15 protein-coding genes, 2 tRNA genes and 1 pseudogene are annotated in these 18,758 nt (G+C 42.3%); 8 read left to right on the forward strand and 10 right to left on the reverse strand.

All coding sequences use genetic code 11. The annotated features are described in order from the left end of the window. Window positions 1-109: 109 nt before the first annotated feature. Window positions 110-1,060, forward strand: a pseudogene (locus H6A27_RS09485) (ISAon1 family transposase); the annotation flags it as partial. 114 nt (window positions 1,061-1,174) lie between these two features. On the opposite strand, the gene H6A27_RS09490 reads toward H6A27_RS09485, so the two are convergent. Both H6A27_RS09490 and H6A27_RS09495 read right to left on the reverse strand, forming a co-directional pair. After that, window positions 1,175-1,258, reverse strand: a tRNA-Leu gene (locus H6A27_RS09490). Window positions 1,259-1,278: 20 nt separating this feature from the next. Next, window positions 1,279-1,351, reverse strand: a tRNA-Pro gene (locus H6A27_RS09495). Between the two features lie 160 nt (window positions 1,352-1,511). Here H6A27_RS09495 and H6A27_RS09500 point away from each other — a divergent pair. Then, window positions 1,512-2,027 (forward strand): histidine phosphatase family protein, encoded by a 516-nt coding sequence (locus H6A27_RS09500; protein WP_204508522.1) that lies wholly within the window; start codon window positions 1,512-1,514, stop codon window positions 2,025-2,027. A gap of 97 nt (window positions 2,028-2,124) precedes the next feature. Here H6A27_RS09500 and pyrH read toward each other — a convergent pair whose 3' ends face one another. The 6 genes from pyrH to surE all read right to left on the reverse strand — a co-directional run bounded on the left by pyrH (window position 2,125) and on the right by surE (window position 8,209). Beyond that, a complete protein-coding gene (pyrH, locus tag H6A27_RS09505; RefSeq protein ID WP_154044489.1) occupies window positions 2,125-2,835 on the reverse strand; it encodes a UMP kinase in 711 nt (236 codons plus the stop codon). Window positions 2,836-2,963: 128 nt separating this feature from the next. Next, window positions 2,964-3,809, reverse strand: coding sequence for an SDR family oxidoreductase (locus H6A27_RS09510; RefSeq protein ID WP_204402742.1), 846 nt, complete (start codon window positions 3,807-3,809; stop codon window positions 2,964-2,966). Beyond that, complete coding sequence (locus tag H6A27_RS09515; protein WP_204508523.1) at window positions 3,809-5,035, reverse strand: NADH:flavin oxidoreductase; 1,227 nt, start codon at window positions 5,033-5,035, stop codon at window positions 3,809-3,811. The genes H6A27_RS09510 and H6A27_RS09515 overlap by 1 nt, the downstream gene beginning before the upstream one ends. Window positions 5,036-5,039: 4 nt before the next feature. Then, window positions 5,040-5,804, reverse strand: coding sequence for a DUF1295 domain-containing protein (locus H6A27_RS09520; protein WP_204508524.1), 765 nt, complete (start codon window positions 5,802-5,804; stop codon window positions 5,040-5,042). Between the two features lie 302 nt (window positions 5,805-6,106). Continuing rightward, window positions 6,107-7,240 (reverse strand): lipid-A-disaccharide synthase, encoded by a 1,134-nt coding sequence (lpxB, locus tag H6A27_RS09525; protein WP_204402670.1) that lies wholly within the window; start codon window positions 7,238-7,240, stop codon window positions 6,107-6,109. Window positions 7,241-7,438: 198 nt separating this feature from the next. Further along, window positions 7,439-8,209: a 5'/3'-nucleotidase SurE gene (gene surE, locus H6A27_RS09530; protein WP_204508525.1), complete on the reverse strand. Its 771-nt coding sequence runs from the start codon at window positions 8,207-8,209 to the stop codon at window positions 7,439-7,441. A 351-nt stretch (window positions 8,210-8,560) separates the two neighbouring features. Here surE and H6A27_RS09535 point away from each other — a divergent pair, with 351 nt between their 5' ends. The 5 genes from H6A27_RS09535 (at window position 8,561) to H6A27_RS09555 (ending at window position 14,631) form a co-directional block, all read left to right on the forward strand. Then, on the forward strand, window positions 8,561-9,325 hold the full coding sequence (locus H6A27_RS09535) for a ParA family protein (RefSeq protein WP_204402674.1): 765 nt from the start codon (window positions 8,561-8,563) through the stop codon (window positions 9,323-9,325). Window positions 9,326-9,331: 6 nt separating this feature from the next. Then, window positions 9,332-10,210, forward strand: a complete 879-nt coding sequence (locus tag H6A27_RS09540; RefSeq protein WP_204402676.1) for a ParB/RepB/Spo0J family partition protein — start codon at window positions 9,332-9,334, stop codon at window positions 10,208-10,210. 46 nt (window positions 10,211-10,256) lie between these two features. After that, window positions 10,257-11,012 carry a DUF5683 domain-containing protein gene (locus H6A27_RS09545; RefSeq protein ID WP_204402677.1) on the forward strand — a complete coding sequence of 252 codons (756 nt, stop codon included), beginning with the start codon at window positions 10,257-10,259 and terminating at the stop codon, window positions 11,010-11,012. A gap of 3 nt (window positions 11,013-11,015) precedes the next feature. After that, a complete protein-coding gene (locus H6A27_RS09550) occupies window positions 11,016-12,254 on the forward strand; it encodes a lytic transglycosylase domain-containing protein (protein ID WP_204402679.1) in 1,239 nt (412 codons plus the stop codon). Between the two features lie 106 nt (window positions 12,255-12,360). Then, window positions 12,361-14,631, forward strand: coding sequence for a RelA/SpoT family protein (locus H6A27_RS09555; protein WP_204402681.1), 2,271 nt, complete (start codon window positions 12,361-12,363; stop codon window positions 14,629-14,631). Here the strand turns inward: H6A27_RS09555 and H6A27_RS09560 are convergent. Both H6A27_RS09560 and H6A27_RS09565 read right to left on the reverse strand, forming a co-directional pair. Continuing rightward, a complete protein-coding gene (locus H6A27_RS09560) occupies window positions 14,628-14,975 on the reverse strand; it encodes a MerR family transcriptional regulator (protein ID WP_204402683.1) in 348 nt (115 codons plus the stop codon). The two genes, H6A27_RS09555 and H6A27_RS09560, sit on opposite strands and share 4 nt — an antisense overlap. A gap of 18 nt (window positions 14,976-14,993) precedes the next feature. Continuing rightward, complete coding sequence (locus tag H6A27_RS09565; RefSeq protein ID WP_204402685.1) at window positions 14,994-15,962, reverse strand: M23 family metallopeptidase; 969 nt, start codon at window positions 15,960-15,962, stop codon at window positions 14,994-14,996. 130 nt (window positions 15,963-16,092) lie between these two features. Between H6A27_RS09565 and alaS the strand changes: the two genes are divergently transcribed. After that, window positions 16,093-18,723 carry an alanine--tRNA ligase gene (alaS, locus tag H6A27_RS09570; protein ID WP_204508526.1) on the forward strand — a complete coding sequence of 877 codons (2,631 nt, stop codon included), beginning with the start codon at window positions 16,093-16,095 and terminating at the stop codon, window positions 18,721-18,723. Window positions 18,724-18,758 lie beyond the last annotated feature (35 nt).

An 18,758-nucleotide genomic window follows, 5' to 3' on the forward strand; every position in this document is an offset into this window, starting at 1 on the left:
AAAGAACTCATACTAAAAGCTATGAACAAAAATACACATATTATTTCAGAACTCAATACGTTCTTCCACAAAAATGATTGCAACAAGGCAATAAACTGTATTATGACAAGGTGTTTTATATGGAGTTGACGGGGATTTATTGGAGCGTCAATACCGTAACCATCTAAGTAGTTATCTCCATTGGGACCAACTTGTTCATGCAGAGGATTGGCTACTATTCGAAAAGAATATCGGTGCTTATATCTGTATTGATGAGGTAGCCCTCTCGCGTGGGGAACTCTATACTGTACTGACCAATAAAGAAGCTCACGGTGGTAAAGGTAGTATGATTGCCATCATTAAAGGTACGGACGTTCATACGGTCACTTCTGTCCTGCTTAAGCTCTCCCGTCGCCGCCGTTACCAAGTGCGCGAGATAACCTTGGATATGGCTCCTAACATGGAGCAGATTGCACGCATCTGCTTTCCTGCGGCCAAACGTGTTACCGATCGCTTTCACGTACAGAAGTTAGCTTATGAAGCTGTGCAGGAGATGCGTGTAAAAGCTCGCTGGGAGGCTTTGGATGAAGAGTCCACTCAGATTGCTTATGCAAAGGCCTGTGGAAAGATGTATCATGCACCTGTTTTCGCTAATGGAGATACAAGAAAGCAGTTGTTAGCGAGAAGTATTTATCTGCTTTACAAGAAGGAATCCTTATGGACTCAGTCTCAAAGAATACGGGCTGAAATTCTTTTCAAGGAATATCTCGATATAAAGAAAGGATATTATCTGTCTATGCGGTTAGGCTTAATCTATCATCAGTGTAAGTTTAAGGATATTGCTTTGACAAGGCTGGCAAGGTGGTATGATGAAGTAGATAAATCGGGGTTCCTCACCTTTGGAAGGGTCGCACGTTCTATACAAACACATTATCTGAATATAATCAATTTCTTTGAAAGGAGGGCAACCAATGCCGCAGCAGAGTCATTCAATGCTAAAATCAAAGCATTTAGAGCACAGTTCAGAGGAGTAAGAGATAGAGCTTTTTTCTTATATAGACTTGCTAAATTATATGCTTAAATACAAAATCCCTCAGATTGTTACGTTGACCCGTTTTTGTCGCTCAGTACACATTTAGTACGCCTTATAGAAAGAGAAAGCCTTGATAATCAGTCGATTATCAAGGCTTATTAGTACCCAGACCCGGGGTCGAACCGGGATGGATGTTACTCCACTGGTGTTTGAGACCAGCGCGTCTACCGATTCCGCCATCTGGGCTTATTGTCTTTTATCCTCTGTCGGAATGAGGCGACTCGAACGCCCGACCCCTACGTCCCGAACGTAGTGCGCTACCAACTGCGCTACATTCCGAGTGAGAATTTTTCGTTTGCGGATGCAAAGGTATTCATAAAATCGAGATTTGCAAAACTTTTGTAATATTTTTTGCTCGAAAACATAAAATATCATTGTGGTATATAGGAAAATTCATACTTTTGAGCCGCAAAAGTATATTTTATAAGCTATAAACACCATGACAACAATATATCTTGCACGACACGGGCAGACGGAAGAAAACCTGATGAAGATTTTCCAGGGACATCTGCCGGGAACACTGACAACAGAGGGTATTGAACAGGCTATCAATCTTGGCAAGGAACTTAAAGACACACATATTGACTGTATCCTGAGCAGCGACCTGAAACGGGTTACTGACACTGTGAACTATGCCATGAAAGACAGAAATCTGCCCTGGGAGAAATCAAGACTACTTAGAGAGATTGACTGGGGGAAATGGACAGGGCTAAAAATTGATTCCGTCGATAAACAGAATCCACCGGAAGACGCAGAAACAAAAGAAATGCTATACGAACGTGGGAAGCGCATAGTGGAATATATAAAGGAGAAATACTCCGGAAAAAATGTACTGGTAGTGGCACACGGACTTATCAACCGTTCCATTCAGGCTCATATATTGGGAGTAGATATAAACGAGTTGTATAACATTCAGCACATGAAGAATGCCGAAATAAGGAAGTTCACTTTATAAACAGGAAAGAGAGTTATTAACAAAAAAGGAAGTTATTAACAGGTATATACAAAGCTGTTAATAACTTCCTTTTTTATGTATTTATATCAACCGGAAATCAAGGATGAACCAAAGTTCCAATGTTTTCGCCTGACATCACTTTCTTAAGATTACCGACAGTATCCATATCGAATACGATAATAGGCAAATTGTTTTCCTTACACATACATGTAGCTGTCAGGTCCATAACCTTAAGTCCGCGTGCAAGTACTTCGTCGTATGTTATTTCGTCGAACTTGGTTGCAGTAGGATCTTTCTCAGGGTCAGCTGTATAGATACCGTCCACGCGTGTTCCCTTCAACATTACGTCGGCTTCAATCTCGATACCTCTCAGCGAAGAACCTGTATCTGTAGTGAAGAACGGATTCCCTGTACCGGCCGACATGATTACCACTTCGCCGTTTTCCATTGCCTCGATGGCTTTCCATTTTGTATAGAACTCACCTATCGGTTCCATGCGGATTGCAGTGAGTACACGGGCCTTCACACCTGCTGCCACAAGAGCGGAGCTAAGTCCAAGGCTGTTGATAACTGTAGCAAGCATACCCATCTGGTCGCCTTTCACACGATCGAATCCCTTGCCTGCACCGCTCAGTCCGCGGAAGATGTTACCACCACCTATCACGATACCAATCTGCACACCCATATCGTGGATTTCCTTAATCTGCTGTGCATACTCGCCAAGGCGCTTTTCGTCTATACCGTATTTCTTTTCTCCCATCAGGCTTTCACCGCTCAGCTTAAGGAGGATTCTTTTGAATTTAGCCATATTTTTTGAGTTTTTAAGTTTTTAAGTTTTTGAGTTTATGAGTTTATGAGTTGGTTATCATCAACCAACTAACAAACTAAATGCAATTTATCGCAAAATTATTTATTTGATTATTACCTTACAAATTTTCAGAAACTAAAAAATCTCTCCAGCTTCTTCTCCGTCTGTTCCCATAGTTCTTTCATCTGCGGATGATTCAAATACTTATCTTTCAACTTTCTCTGCTTGCATGAAGCAAACATTGCGCCGGTAACTCCATCACACTTTTCATCAAGCAAAAGATGTATGGCCGTATCCGCTCCCTGACGCGGAGTACGTATGAAAGGACGGAACAATACGTCCGTCAATGGGTCGAACCACATATCCATCCTTATTATATTGGTGGATACGATACCCGGATCGGCCGCATTCACAGTTATTCCCCTATCCTTGACACGTTCGGACAGTTCGCGGGTGAACAGCCACAATGCCAGTTTGGTATTGCTATATATAGGAATACGGATAAAAGTTCCTTCACGGCCTTTGGTGAAAAAGTTCGGACCTATCTTGCCTATGGCATATGTACACGATACCATATTCACAACCCGGCTCCCTTCATGCATCAGAGGCAACAGGCCATTGGTAAGCAGGAACGGTGCAAGATAGTTTACAGCCACAGTATGTTCAAAGCCATCCTCGGTGCGTATATAGTGAGTACACATCGTTCCGGCATTGTTCATTAGCAAATCAACAGACTGTGTTTTCGATTTAATCTTGCGTACAGCCTCAACAACCGATTCCATAGACGAAAGGTCGGACTGAACAACTTCTATATCTTCATTCTCTGTGTCAAGAATAATTCTGCTTTTCCTCTCTTCACCCTTGAAACTGGTATAACACACCATTATCACATGATAGCCTGCCTGTGCCACGGCCTTCGTTATCTCAGAACCCATGCCACCGTCGGCTCCCGTTATTACTGCTGTTTTCTTCATCATTTGTTCTCCAGTTTTTTGATTTCTTTTTGCAGACAAGGCGGAAGTTCTTCATTAAGGTGCTGATGGCAAGCCATATCCACACTATACATTCGTCCGATACAGTAATTGCTATGTCCGCAATTACATCTTGCGCATTCTTCAGTCTTCATACGATTGACGAAACCAGGTTCATTAAGCAGCGCACGTCCCATCTGGACAAAATCGAAACCTTTGTTCAACACTTCATCTATCTTTTCTCTTGACACAAGTCCACCTACATAAACCAATGGAATGTCCTTTATCAAATCTCTGAATTTCAACGCATCTTCAAGGAAGTATGCTTCCTTGAAAGGTACTGTAGGAATCATGAAACGTCCGAACAGTCTGACACTGTACTTAAGCCACCAGCAGTCCATATAGTGAGTAAGAGTCCTAATCGGCATAGCTCCACGCATGACGTACATAGGTGCCTTGCTCACAAAGCCTCCACTAAGCACAAGTGCCTGCGCTCCATCATCTTTTAACCGCTGCGCCACCTTAAGGCTTTCTTCAATATCCATTCCTCCCTTGAAACCGTCACGCATGTTCATTTTGACAAGCACGGCAATGTCATCGCCCGCAGCTTTCATCACTTCTGCCATTACCTCGTCCATGAAACGCATTCTGTTTTCCAACGAACCTCCGTACTCGTCTTTTCTGTGATTGGTATATGGCGACAGGAACTGGCTTATCAGATATCCGTGTCCGGCATGTATCTCTACGGCATCAAAACCTGCCTCACGGGCAAGACGGACAGCATCGCCGTATGCCTTTGCCAGGACAGGAAGTTCGTCCTTACGGAGTCCGCGAACGAATGTAGGCGAATAAAGATTAAATCCGGTACATGCACCGACTGGCGTTTCGCCACATGTTTTCTTGTGCGACATGTTTCCGCAGTGTCCCAACTGTATGCTGGCAGCCGCACCCTCACGATGAATGGCATCGGTCAGTTTCTTAAGGTCGGGAACAATTTCCGGACGCATCCATAGCTGGCTGTCGAACGAAAGTCCGCTACGGGTCACCGCAGCGTATGCCACAGTAGTCATACCTACTCCACCATGAGCAACCGACACATGATAGTCATACAAAGCCTTCGACGGCCTGTTGCCGGGACACATACTTTCGAACGCAGCCGAACGTATGGTCCTGTTTCTCAGCGTCAAAGGACCAATCTTATATTCTGTAAACAGTTTTGATGTTTCCATATTCCTAATATATATAAGGTATCAAACATTTCCTTTTTCCTAGCACTTCCGTTCCGAATTCCTCAACATAACGTTTCCTTATGGCGTATGCACGTGGAGCGAGATTGGCAAAAGTCCATACCACGAATACCCATGCCGCAGCATCGCATGTCAGTATGGCGAATCCTGTCCATTCAAGCAATTCCCCGAAATAATTGGCAGAAGTGACATAGCGGTACATTCCTTTCTGCGGAAAATAATGCCTTGTATCGCCTTTCGGACGAAGATGTCTTATCACATTGTCCGAATGAAGATTTATCACCATCCCGGCAATGAATATCAGTACTCCTATTATAAAACAAGGCGAATAAAGCCATTCTGCGGTATATTTGTCAGAATGATCAATATGGAATAATGAATATCCTATCAGAAAGCCGTTGATAAGATTAAACACCACTCCCATAAGCATTATACTGACGGGCATCTTGCTTTTTCCTTTCATCAGAAACGGGAACACAAATGCCCTCTGGAAATAATGTATCTCGAAAAGGATGAAGAAAACGGCAGGGACGGACATCAGCGAATACTGACCTGTGAGCCACATTGCCGCCATAAGGATAAATGCGGGACATTCCATTATCACCCACCCGACTTTATTGGGAAGGCTCAAACCCCAACTTTTGGTGTGGAATATACCATAACCTGCTTTTACAAAGAAAAGAGCGATGAACACTATTACAGCCAGCACAGGCATAATATACATCAGAGCATTAAATAACGTATCAATCATAAGAATTATATTTTCCCCCAAATTTATGATTTTATTTCCAGTCGGTCAATTATTAATGACAAAACATGGTATGTGATATATTAAAAAAAACGCACATAGAGAGCGGAACACATTCGTGTCACGGGCGTAACACATTCGTGATTCACGCGTCACACGTTCGTGTTACGAGCGTTGCACGTTCGTGTTACGGTATCCGAATTCTGAGATTCTATAAAAAAAGACCAACCGATATTTAAATACCATTTAAACGCTATTTAAATACTATTTAAAAACCGGTTGGATACACTAATGACATATACTAATTATTCGCCCTTTAAAGACCTGACTATAATCTCAGCCGCCTTTTCGGATGCTCCGGGATTTCCCAATATACGTTTCAGGTCGGAATACCCTTTCAGCATTCTTTCACGCTTGGTTCCCTCGGGCAGGATTGCAGCAAACTCATGCTTCAGATTAGAGGCTGTCATTCCATCGGCAACAAGTTCTTTCACTGTTTCCTCACCGGTAATAAGGTTTACCAGAGAAATATACTTAACTTTCAAAAGGAATTTTCTAAGGAAAGACACTAATTTTCCGGCAGACATATAATAACATACTACCTGCGGAACTCCAAACAATGCCGTCTCAAGTGTCGCGGTACCGGATGTAACCATTGCAGCGACAGAATGTTGAAGCAACCTGTAGGTCTGCGAGAATACTATATTTGTCTCCGGTGTAATATACTGTTTATAATAGTCATGCGATATGCCGGGGGCGCCGGCAACAACAAACTGATAGTCGGGGAATGAACGTGTAACTTCCATCATTCGCGTCAGATTATCCCTTATCTCCTGCTTGCGGCTTCCGGCCAGTATCGCCACTATAGGTTTGTCCGTCAGTCCATTATCTTTCAGGAAAGCATTCCTGTCGGCAGGATGATTAACAAGATATTCAGTAACGGAATCCACACTCGGATTTCCCACGTATGATATGGGATAATCGTGTTTCCTGTAGAATTCTATCTCGAAAGGAAGTATGGAAAGCATCTTGTCAATATCGCGCTTAATATTCTTGATACGATATTCCTTCCATGCCCATATTTTCGGAGAGATATAATAATACACAGGTATGTCTGTATGCTTTTTTACGTACTCCGCAATCTTTAAATTAAAACCGGGATAGTCGATGAGAATCAGGACATCAGGCTTCCACTCCAATATATCCGATTTGCATAAGTCCATATTTCTGAATATAGTACGCAGATGCAGCAGTACCGGGATAAATCCCATGTAAGCCATGTCCCTGTAATGCTTTACCAATGTCCCTCCTACAGACTGCATCAGATCACCGCCAAAGAAACGGAATTCGGCATCTGTATCTTGCTTCTTCAGCGAGCGCATAAGGTTAGAAGCATGCAAATCGCCCGAAGCCTCTCCTGCTATCAAATAATATTTCATGTAAGTTTATCAGTTTTTAAGTTCTTTAGTTACAAGTTGACGAGTTGACAAGGTGACGAGGTTTTTTCAGGTAACAAGTTGACAAGTAAACGAGTAAACAAGGTTACGCTCCGGATGGAACCAACGGTCGGTGAAACCAAAACCTTCTAACAACTTGTAACCGAAGCCTCGTAACTGAAAGGAAGCCTTGTAAACTGTTTATTCCCAGTTCCACGATTTCATCACCTCCTTGAGTCCGTAGGCTGTAACATCCACCTGCGTAGGGGTAATCGCCACATAGCCATTGTCCAAAGCCCAGTGGTCTGTTTCTTCCGCTGACGGCTCATTGTTTTTGTACGAACCGGTAAGCCAGAAATACCCGGTATTGCGCGGATGATTGCACTCAGCGAATTCGTTTATCCAGTCTCCATCGGTCTGACGGCATACACGGATGCCTTTTATATCCTTAGTATCTGGGAAATTAACATTCAGACACGTACCTTTAGGTATTCCATTCTTCAATGTTGTCTTCACTATGCTCTTTACATATGGCAGAGTAAATGAGAAATCAGCGTCGGCTGCATGGTTGCATAATGAGAGGCCTATCGACGGAATGCCTTTCAGACACCCTTCGACAACTATTCCCATCGTACCTGAATAATGCACATTAACGGACGAGTTGTCACCGTGGTTTATTCCTCCTATAATCATGTCCGGAGTTCGCTGAAGAATGGCGTGCAGGGCTAACTTTGTACAGTCCACCGGCGTACCGCTACACTTATATACCAGAAGTCCTTCTTCCTCCCTGACCTTCTCATAATGCACAGGGACAGCGGAAGTTATTGAGCACGAAGCTCCGGAGCGTGGTCCATCAGGAGCCACAACCACCAGTTCGGCCTCATCGCGTAGCGCCTTAATCAACTCATTGATACCTTTTGCCTGATAGCCGTCATCGTTCGACAGCAGAATAAGAGGTTTGCTGTTTGCCATATTTTAACTTTGTTTATTCAGATTCAACTTAAAACGACGTAAAGTTACAATCTTTCAGATTATACCACAAAAAAACTATGTGACAATACGTTTTCAAATCTTAATCTTCACAAACCGTATTCGTTTTTTTATATGGTTTTCAGTATATTTGGATAAGATAGGCCGCACCCCGGAATTAAAAGTCAAAAACTATGTTTTCACTTTGTATTTCACTCGGTTTGCACTATCTTTGCCACCGTTTAGTTATTAACAAAAGCGGTAAGTTATCAACACTTTCCGCAAAAGTAACAGTTTTTTAATACGCCGTGTCACATATTATTAGTTATTTCGCACAAGAATAAACTGATTAATATGGGAAAAATAATTGCTTTAGCCAATCAAAAAGGCGGTGTAGGAAAAACTACTACAACAATAAACTTGGCTGCATCACTGGCTACTCTGGAAAAAAAGGTATTGGTAATAGATGCCGACCCACAAGCTAATGCTTCTTCAGGTCTTGGAGTAAACGTAAACGAAATCGATTGCTCAATCTATGAATGCCTTATCAATCAAACTGATATAAGAGAAGCCATTTATACAACCGATATTGACAGATTAGACATAATACCATCTCATATAGACCTCGTAGGTGCTGAAATAGAAATGCTTAATCTGGAAAACAGAGAAAAAATAATGAAAAAAGCTCTGGAACCGATGAAAGATGAATACGACTATATACTTATAGACTGTTCGCCATCGCTCGGACTGATTACAATCAATGCCCTGACAGCAGCCAACTCTGTTATAATACCGGTGCAATGTGAGTATTTCGCCCTTGAAGGAATAAGCAAACTACTCAATACAATAAAGATAATAAAGACAAAGCTTAATCCGGCATTGGAAATAGAAGGTTTCCTTCTGACAATGTACGATTCAAGATTACGTCTTGCCAACCAGATATACGATGATGTGAAAAGACACTTTCAGGAACTGGTGTTCAAGACCATCATCCAGCGTAACGTTAAACTTAGCGAGGCTCCAAGCCACGGAATACCGGCTATACTGTACGATGCTGAATCGACAGGAGCAAAAAACCACTTGGCACTTGCCAACGAAATAATAACGAGAAATATGTAATAAGATATGGCAGTACAGAAAAAATTTGCATTAGGCAGAGGACTGGACGCACTGATTTCGAACGAGGAAGTACAGACTTCCGGCTCTTCGAATATCGGCGAGATAGAGTTGAGCAAGATTTTTGCCAACCCTAACCAGCCACGACGTGAATTTGACCCAATAGCATTACAGGAACTTGCCGATTCTATATCCGAAGTAGGTATTATACAACCTATTACATTAAGAAAAATAAACGACGACTCATATCAGATTATCGCCGGCGAAAGAAGATATAAAGCGTCTGCTTTGGCCGGACTTAAAACAATTCCGGCATATATCAAGACTGCCGACGACGAGAATGTGATGGAAATGGCGTTGATAGAGAATATCCAAAGAGAGGACCTGAACTCGCTGGAAATAGCGCTTGCATATCAACACCTTATAGAACAATACGAACTTACACAAGAAAAACTCAGCGAACGTGTAGGTAAAAACAGAACCACGGTAGCGAACTATCTGAGACTGTTGAAACTGCCTGCCACTATACAGATGGCACTGAAGAACAAGGAGATAGACATGGGGCATGCGCGTGCGTTGCTGTCCATTGACAATCCACAGATTCAATTGAAAATATTCAACGAGATAATTGCCAACGGATATTCTGTAAGAAAAGTTGAAGAGCTTGTGAAATCATTAAACGCCGAAAAACAGGAAAAGAAAGCAGCCGGCAACAGTAAAATGCCTGAATCTTTCGGAGTACTGCAGAACCACCTTTCAAGCTTTTTCGGAACAAAAGTTCAACTTTCGTGCAGCAACAATGGTAAAGGGAAAATAAGCATCCCTTTCAAGGACGAAGCCGACCTAGAAAGAATAATGGAAATACTGGATTCGTTAAAACAAAACTGAAAAAACAATTATAGCTTTGAAACATAAAGTCAACATATATCACGCAATGATTTTATTCTGTATCTCAATCATGACATTTGGAATGAATGAGATACAGGCAACGTGTGTGTATGAGCATATAGCGGTTAACGACAGTACAGAAATCTTAAACGACAGCATAATCACAAATGTTCAGGACAGCATAATTTCGATGGATTTCGACGATGAAATCAGCGAAAAAGCAAAGGCTCTTGAAGCGCCTGTCGATACTGCTATGATTTCATTAAAAAGCGACTCTGTACTAAACGCCGGACAACAACCGGCAAAACGCTGGATTCCGGATTCTAACAAATCACTGTGGATGGCAATGGTACTGCCTGGAGCAGGACAAATATATAATAGAAAATACTGGAAACTGCCTATAATTTACGGAGGCTTTGTAGGTTGTGCATACGCCCTGACATGGAACTCAAAAATGTATAACGACTATTCTCAGGCATACCAGGACATTATGAGCGACAATCCCAACAACGACAGCTACAAAGACTTTATTCCGTCTTATGTAGATATTGAAAGCAACAAGGAATATTACCAGAACACTTTCAAAAATGCCAAAGACATATACCGTCGTCAGAGAGACCTTAGTATATTTGCATTCATAGGCGTTTATCTGCTGTCTGTAATAGACGCATACGTAGATGCAGAACTTTCAGACTTCGACATTTCAAAGGATTTAAGCTTAAAGTTAGAACCTACAATATTCAATGATGTATTACGCAATCGTCCGCAAGGCATAGGATTGCAATGCAATATTAAATTTTAAATTATGAAAAAATTTTTAATTTGCCTTTTATCATTAGGATTTTCAACGATATACGCACAGGAAAAGGTAGAAACAATTACCGTAAAGAATGACTTGGGAGAAAACGAAGAAATAGAACTTCCACAGGGTATGTTGTCTGCCACTGACAGCCTATACCTTGATTGGATTTCAAAGAACTATATTACTCCCATAACTTGTGAGTCGGGCAATTCGAATCCTAATATAAGCGACTCGGTATATATAGACAGACTCCAGCGAATACCGGCTATTATAGAAATGCCTTACAATGATATAATAAAGAAATTCATTGACCAATATACTACAAGACTACGCGAGAGCGTTTCATTCATGCTGAGCGCCAACAATCTGTACATGCCTATTTTCGAAGAAGCGCTTGAAATATACAATCTGCCGCTCGAGCTAAAATATCTGCCAGTAATAGAATCGGCTCTAAATCCTTATGCCGTATCAAGACAGGGAGCTACAGGACTGTGGCAATTCATGCTTAGAACAGGAAAGATATACGGACTGGAAGTCAATACACTGATAGACGAAAGAAGAGACCCTGTAAAGTCAACGTATGCGGCTGCAAGATATTTAAAAGATTTGTATGAGATTTACCATGACTGGAACCTGGTTCTGGCTGCATACAATTGTGGCCCCGGTACAATAAACAAAGCTATACGCCGTGCAGGAGGAGAAACTGACTTCTGGTCAATATACAATTTCCTGCCAAAGGAAACCAGAGGATACGTTCCGGCATTCATCGCTGCGAATTATATAATGACGTATTATTGCGAACACAACATAAGACCTATGGCTATGCAAATGCCTGAAGGAACAGACACCATACATATAAACAGGGTTGTCAATCTGAACCAGATAGCTGATGTATGCAAGATAAACATTGAACAGCTACGCGCACTAAATCCTGAATTCAGAAAAGATATTATTCCAGGAAATGAAAAGCCTTACGCGCTCAGGCTTCCAAACAATATGGTAAGTTGCTTTCTGGAGCATGAGGACAGTATATACAACTATAAGCCTCAAGTTTATAACAACAGAAGAGCTACTGTAAAAGTTACCACACCTAAGACAGCCGAAGTATATCATAAGATAAGAAACGGGGAAACATTAGGAGGTATAGCCGCAAAATATGGCGTAAGTGTCGCACAACTAAGAAGGCTTAACGGCATAAAAGGTAGCAATATCCGTGCCGGAAAAACCATCAGAATAAAATAATCATAATAAAAAAAGCAAGTATTTCAATTAATTACCACAGAAATACTTGCTTTTTTTTGATTATTTCATATTTTTGCATCTATGTTATTTTTGGAGGAATACGTATATGACTGATGAAAAGTTAACTCAGGAACAGGCCGATGAGAAGGTGATAAACGAAGCCTTCGAAGAGCTATTGGCGAGATATCTGGAAAGCCGACACAGGAAAAAAGTTGAAATCATTACTAAAGCATTCAATTTCGCCAAGCAGGCGCACAAAGGTGTACGCCGACGCTCAGGCGAACCTTATATATTGCATCCCATAGCAGTGGCAAGAATTGCCTGCTGCGAAATAGGGCTTGGGTCAACATCTATATGTGCCGCATTACTGCATGACGTGGTTGAAGATACAGACTATACGGTAGAAGACATTCAAAATCTATTTGGGGAGAAAATAGCACTGATTGTTGACGGACTGACAAAAATATCGGGTGGTATATTTGGAGACAGAGCTTCAGCACAGGCTGAAAACTTCAAGAAGCTTCTTCTTACAATGAACGATGATATCAGGGTTATACTTATAAAGATATCAGACCGTCTGCACAATATGCGTACCCTCGGCTCAATGCTGCCAAGCAAACAATACAAAATTGCAGGAGAGACATTGTATATATATGCTCCGTTGGCCAACAGACTCGGTCTTAACAAAATCAAGACTGAACTTGAAGACTTGAGTTTCAAATACGAACATCCTGAAGCATATAATCAGATACAGAAAAAGCTGGAAGCCACACAAGAAGAGCGAGACAGCCTTTTCGAAGAGTTTACTGCTCCAATCAAGGAACAGCTTAACAACATGGGACTGAAATATAGGATACAGGCACGTGTGAAATCGCCATATTCTATATGGAACAAGATGCAGACCAAACATATCACCTTCGAAGAAATATACGACATTCTTGCCGTAAGAATTATTTTCGAACCGGAAAGTCCTGACAAAGAAGCAATAGACTGCTTTAATATATACGTTTCCATCTCAAGCATCTATAAGCCTCATCCTGACAGACTCAGAGACTGGGTAAGCCATCCGAAAGCCAACGGATATCAGGCTCTTCATGTAACTCTTATGAGTAACAAGGGACGATGGATTGAAGTGCAGATAAGAAGCGAAAGGATGAATGAGATTGCAGAACAAGGTTTTGCCGCACACTGGAAATACAAAGAAGGAGGCATTAGTGAAGATGAAGGCGAATTAGGCAAATGGCTGCATACAATCAAAGAAATACTTGACGACCCGCAACCTGATGCGCTCGACTTCCTCGACACCATAAAACTTAACCTCTTTGCATCAGAAATTTTCGTATTTACTCCTAAAGGTGAAATTAGGACAATGCCACAAAACTGTACAGCATTGGACTTCGCATTCTCCATACATACATTCCTTGGAAGCCACTGTATAGGTGCCAAGGTAAACCATAAGCTGGTTCCGTTAAGCCACAAACTGCAAAGCGGCGACCAAGTAGAAATACTTACCTCAAAGTCACAAAAAATACAACCGGACTGGGTAAACTTTGCCACAACAGCAAAAGCAAAAGCAAAAATTCAGGCTATTCTAAGACGCGAGCGTAAAGAGACACAACAACTTGGAGAGGATACGCTCAACGATTTCCTCAAGAATGCCAAGATTGAGTTTAACGATGATAACCTGAACAAATTGTGTAACTTGCATAATGTAAAATCTCCTGATGACTTAATGCTGCAAATTGGTCAGAAAGTAATAAAACTTGGAGATAGCGACATCGACGCATTAAAAGAAAAAACTGTAACCAACGGATGGAAGAAGTTCATTCCTTTCCCATTTGGCGGTAACAATAAGAGCAAGAACGCCCAAAAGGAAACTCCTGCCGCAATAAATATTGACAAGAAAAAGATTCTCAAACTTACTCCGGATACTATACAGAAAAATTATATCATCGCAGACTGCTGCAAACCTATTCCGGGAGATGATGTACTTGGATATATTGACGACAATAACAGAATTATTATACACAAACTGCACTGCCCTATAGCAGCACAACTGAAATCAAGTTTCGGTAACCGCCTGTTGGCTGTTCAGTGGGAAACAGGAAAGGCCCTTTACTTCCCGGTTAATGTATATGTGAAAGGTATAGACGGAATAGGAATCCTGAATAAAGTGACAGAAATAATATCACAGCAACTTAACGTAAACATTCACAAGCTGCATATAGAATCGAACGACGGTATATTCGAAGGTCGAATACAACTATACGTACACGATGTGGATGACGTTAATACAATCTGTAACAATCTCAAGAAAATAGAGAACATAAAACGAGTTACAAGAATTGAGAATTTTGATGACGATACAACAGACTAAGTCAGATAATCGAGCTCCTTACGAATACTAAGGAGCTCTTCTTTTATATCTTTAAGACGCTCTATGATATCAACATTTCTGACCTCAAGCTCTTTTTCCTGCTTGAGTCTCTGCTTTGCACCCGCCAAAGTCATGCCCTTTTCCTTTACCAGATGATATACAAGCCTGACGTTGTCAATATCCTCTTTTCTATATTGTCGGATATTTCCATTAGCTTTCTTAGGAGCTATAAAAGGAAATTCCTTCTCCCAATATCTAAGCGATGACTCGTTGACACCAAACATCTGTGCCACCTCACTTATTGAATAATATATTTTCAGTTCTTTATCTGCACGTAAAGCCATAAGAATAATTTAATAATATCAATCATAAACTTTACCATGGTTGGATGCTATCTCAACCATCTTGTCATAATCTTCAGCATTAAGGTCCATGAAATAATAATTTACAGGATTAACCACTTTTCCTTTTACGTGTACTTCATAATGTAAATGCGGACCTGTGCTTTTTCCTGTACTCCCTACATCTCCTATTATCTCTCCTCTAACCACATTCTGACCGTTTCTAACCCTGATTTTACTTAAATGGGCATATTTCGTAACGTATCCGAATCCATGATCCACTGTAATACAGTTTCCATAAAGCCCTTCCCATCCTGCCTTTACAACCCTTCCGTTGCCTGTAACATATACCGGAGTACCAACATTGGCAGAAAAGTCCATACCTTCATGAAATTTCACAGTTTTATATATCGGGTCAATTCGGGAACCGTATCCCGATGCTGTCCTTTTTAAATCTTTATTAGAAACAGGCTGTATCGCAGGAATACATTCGAGCATTTCATCATGATTCTTACACAGTTCCACAACCTCATCGAACGATTCCGACTGAATATAAAGCTGTCTTGCCAGAAGATCCATCTTCTTGGAAGTATTGACAACCAACCTTGAATTCGCCATATCCATCAGCTCACCGTATCTGTTGGTATTGCCATAACTTGCCAGCCGCAGACCATCATTCACAGGGTCGGCCTGCATTATAACCCTATACAGATTATCATCTCTCTGTTGAATCTGCTTCATTACATTAAGAGCTTCGTCAAGTCTTGTGGACAATATATGATACTGAGCCTGAAGCTTGGAATTCTCTGTACGCAAACTCTTTTCGGACGGAGAGCCAAAAATAAAGAAAAAAACAAGGAAACTGCCGGCTCCTAATCCCATTCCTACAAACAAACGCCTCAAATAACTCATTATTCTCTGACGCAAAGTGGGATAAATACGATCGTACGTCCGTGTTTTAGGGTTATATATATAGTAAACTTTACGCATCCTTAATCGTTTTATGAAAAAATAAGATACAATATATCAATATTTTGCACCAAATTTAACGACAAAAATAATAAAACAAGTTATCTTTGCAAATCAATTTTCAGAATATTAACCATCATAGAATATAAATATGTTGACAGCAAATGAAATCCGCGACTCGTTCGTAAAGTTCTTCGAGTCAAAAGGACATCAGATTGTGCCATCGGCACCAATGGTGATTAAGGACGACCCTACGCTGATGTTTACCAATGCAGGTATGAATCAGTTTAAGGACATTATTTTAGGTAATCACCCGGCAAAATATAAACGTGTGACTGACTCACAAAAATGCCTTCGTGTGAGCGGAAAGCATAACGACCTTGAAGAAGTGGGTCACGATACCTACCATCACACCATGTTCGAAATGCTCGGCAACTGGTCGTTCGGCGACTATTTCAAGAAAGAAGCCATAGCGTGGGCATGGGAATTCCTGGTGGACGTATTGAAAATAAACCCTAAAGACCTTTATGCCACGGTGTTCGAGGGAAGCCCTGAAGAAGGACTGGAACGTGATAATGAAGCTGCAGGATATTGGGCTCAATATATGCCGGAAGACCATATAATAAACGGAAACAAGCACGATAATTTTTGGGAAATGGGCGACACAGGTCCATGCGGTCCTTGTTCGGAAATCCATATTGACTCTCGTTCGGAAGAAGAGAAAGCTAAAATTCCGGGACGTGAACTGGTTAATAAAGACCACCCGCAAGTAATTGAGATCTGGAACCTGGTATTTATGCAGTATAACCGTAAAGCCGACGGCAGTCTGGAATCTCTTCCTGCAAAGGTTATTGACACGGGTATGGGATTTGAACGTCTGGTACGTACAATGCAGGGAAAGACTTCCAACTATGACACCGACGTGTTCCAGCCTATCATAAAGGTTATAGGCGACATGGCAGGAGTGGCATACGGAACTGACGAAAAGACGGATGTGGCAATGCGAGTTATAGCGGACCACATACGTACTATTTCATTCTCGATAACCGACGGACAGCTGCCGTCGAACGCTAAGGCGGGATACGTAATACGCCGTATCCTGCGCCGCGCGGTGAGATATGCATACACATTCCTCGGACAGAAGCAGGCTTTCATGTATCGTCTGGTTCCTGTATTGGTGGAAAACATGGGCGGGGCTTATCCTGAACTGAAGGCTCAGCAGGCTTTGATAGAAAAAGTCATCAAGGAAGAAGAAGAATCATTCCTGCGTACTCTCGAAACCGGTATCCGCCTTCTTGACAAGACAATGAATGAAACTAAAGCAGCCGGCAAAACAGAAATCAGCGGTGTGGACGCGTTCACGCTGTACGACACTTTCGGGTTCCCGTTCGACCTTACAGAACTTATTCTTCGCGAGAATGGTCTTACTGCCGATGTAAAGGGTTTCGAGGCAGAAATGGAAAAACAGAAAGCACGTGCCCGTAACGCTGCGGCTGTAGAAACAGGCGACTGGATTACCTTGAAAGAAGGTGAGACTCGCTTCGTGGGATACGACTATACGGAATATGAGACTTCCATACTCCGCTACCGTCAGATAAAGCAGAAGAACCAGACTCTGTATCAGATAGTGCTGAGCGACACTCCTTTCTATGCCGAGAGTGGCGGTCAGGTGGGCGATACCGGTGTATTGGTTAGCGAGTTCGAGACTATCGACATTATAGACACGAAGAAGGAAAACAATCTGCCTATTCATATTGCAAAGAGACTGCCGGAACATCCTGAGGCTCCGATGATGGCGTGTGTGGACACTGACAAGCGTGACGCGTGCGCGGCCAACCACTCTTGTACGCACCTGCTGGACGAGGCATTGCGCAGCGTACTTGGTACTCATGTGGAGCAGAAAGGTTCATTGGTTACTCCGGAATCATTGCGTTTCGACTTCTCTCACTTCCAGAAGGTCACTCCTGAACAGATTCGCGAGGTGGAACATCTGGTGAACGCCAAGATTCGCGAGAATGTGCCTCTGACAGAGTACCGCAATCTGCCTATAGAAAAAGCTAAGGAATTAGGCGCCATCGCTTTGTTTGGCGAAAAATACGGCGACGAGGTCCGCGTGGTGCAGTTCGGATCGTCAATAGAATTCTGCGGCGGTACACACGTTTCGGCTACGGGTAAAATCGGTATGGTGAAAATAATCTCAGAAAGTTCTGTCGCTGCGGGCGTGCGCCGTATAGAGGCAGTGACGGGTGCCCGTGTGGAGGAGATGCTTGACACTATCCAGGATACTCTGGCAGACCTGAAGGCTCTGTTCAACAACGCTCCGGACCTTAAGATTGCAATAAACAAATATATAGAAGAGAACTCAGGCCTGAAGAAACAGGTGGAAGAGTATATGAAGGAGAAGGAAGCCGAAGTGAAGGCGAAACTGATAGCCAACGCAAAAGAAGCGGACGGCATAAAGGTGGTAAGTGCCGTTCTGCCATTGCCTGCCGATACGGTAAAGAACCTGGCATTCCAGCTTAAAGGCGAGATGGGCGGCAATCTGCTGGTAGCAATAGGCAGTGCCTACGAAGGCAAACCTATGCTCACGGTAATGCTTGGCGAGGACCTCGTCAAGGCGGGACTGAACGCCGGAGCGATGGTGCGCGAGGCCGCGAAACTGATTCAGGGAGGCGGAGGAGGACAGCCTCACTTCGCGACTGCCGGAGGAAAGAACGCTGACGGACTGAGCGCAGCCGTGGACAAACTGCTTGAAATGGCAGGAATAAAGGAGATTAAGTAATAAAGTAGTAAAAGTAATAAGGAAGAGAAAGGAGG

The sequence above is a fragment of the Bacteroides caecigallinarum genome (assembly GCF_016902295.1).
GTDB lineage: Bacteria > Bacteroidota > Bacteroidia > Bacteroidales > Bacteroidaceae > Phocaeicola > Phocaeicola caecigallinarum_A.

What these genes read in the sequence shown, in the direction of transcription:
- H6A27_RS09500 (WP_204508522.1), top strand. Translation starts at nt 1,512, where the DNA reads ATGACAACAATATATCTTGCACGACACGGGCAGACGGAAGAAAACCTG.
- pyrH (WP_154044489.1), bottom strand. Translation starts at nt 2,835, where the DNA reads ATGGCTAAATTCAAAAGAATCCTCCTTAAGCTGAGCGGTGAAAGCCTG.
- H6A27_RS09510 (WP_204402742.1), bottom strand. Translation starts at nt 3,809, where the DNA reads ATGAAGAAAACAGCAGTAATAACGGGAGCCGACGGTGGCATGGGTTCT.
- H6A27_RS09515 (WP_204508523.1), bottom strand. Translation starts at nt 5,035, where the DNA reads ATGGAAACATCAAAACTGTTTACAGAATATAAGATTGGTCCTTTGACG.
- H6A27_RS09520 (WP_204508524.1), bottom strand. Translation starts at nt 5,804, where the DNA reads ATGATTGATACGTTATTTAATGCTCTGATGTATATTATGCCTGTGCTG.
- lpxB (WP_204402670.1), bottom strand. Translation starts at nt 7,240, where the DNA reads ATGAAATATTATTTGATAGCAGGAGAGGCTTCGGGCGATTTGCATGCT.
- surE (WP_204508525.1), bottom strand. Translation starts at nt 8,209, where the DNA reads ATGGCAAACAGCAAACCTCTTATTCTGCTGTCGAACGATGACGGCTAT.
- H6A27_RS09535 (WP_204402674.1), top strand. Translation starts at nt 8,561, where the DNA reads ATGGGAAAAATAATTGCTTTAGCCAATCAAAAAGGCGGTGTAGGAAAA.
- H6A27_RS09540 (WP_204402676.1), top strand. Translation starts at nt 9,332, where the DNA reads ATGGCAGTACAGAAAAAATTTGCATTAGGCAGAGGACTGGACGCACTG.
- H6A27_RS09545 (WP_204402677.1), top strand. Translation starts at nt 10,257, where the DNA reads ATGATTTTATTCTGTATCTCAATCATGACATTTGGAATGAATGAGATA.
- H6A27_RS09550 (WP_204402679.1), top strand. Translation starts at nt 11,016, where the DNA reads ATGAAAAAATTTTTAATTTGCCTTTTATCATTAGGATTTTCAACGATA.
- H6A27_RS09555 (WP_204402681.1), top strand. Translation starts at nt 12,361, where the DNA reads ATGACTGATGAAAAGTTAACTCAGGAACAGGCCGATGAGAAGGTGATA.
- H6A27_RS09560 (WP_204402683.1), bottom strand. Translation starts at nt 14,975, where the DNA reads ATGGCTTTACGTGCAGATAAAGAACTGAAAATATATTATTCAATAAGT.
- H6A27_RS09565 (WP_204402685.1), bottom strand. Translation starts at nt 15,962, where the DNA reads ATGCGTAAAGTTTACTATATATATAACCCTAAAACACGGACGTACGAT.
- alaS (WP_204508526.1), top strand. Translation starts at nt 16,093, where the DNA reads ATGTTGACAGCAAATGAAATCCGCGACTCGTTCGTAAAGTTCTTCGAG.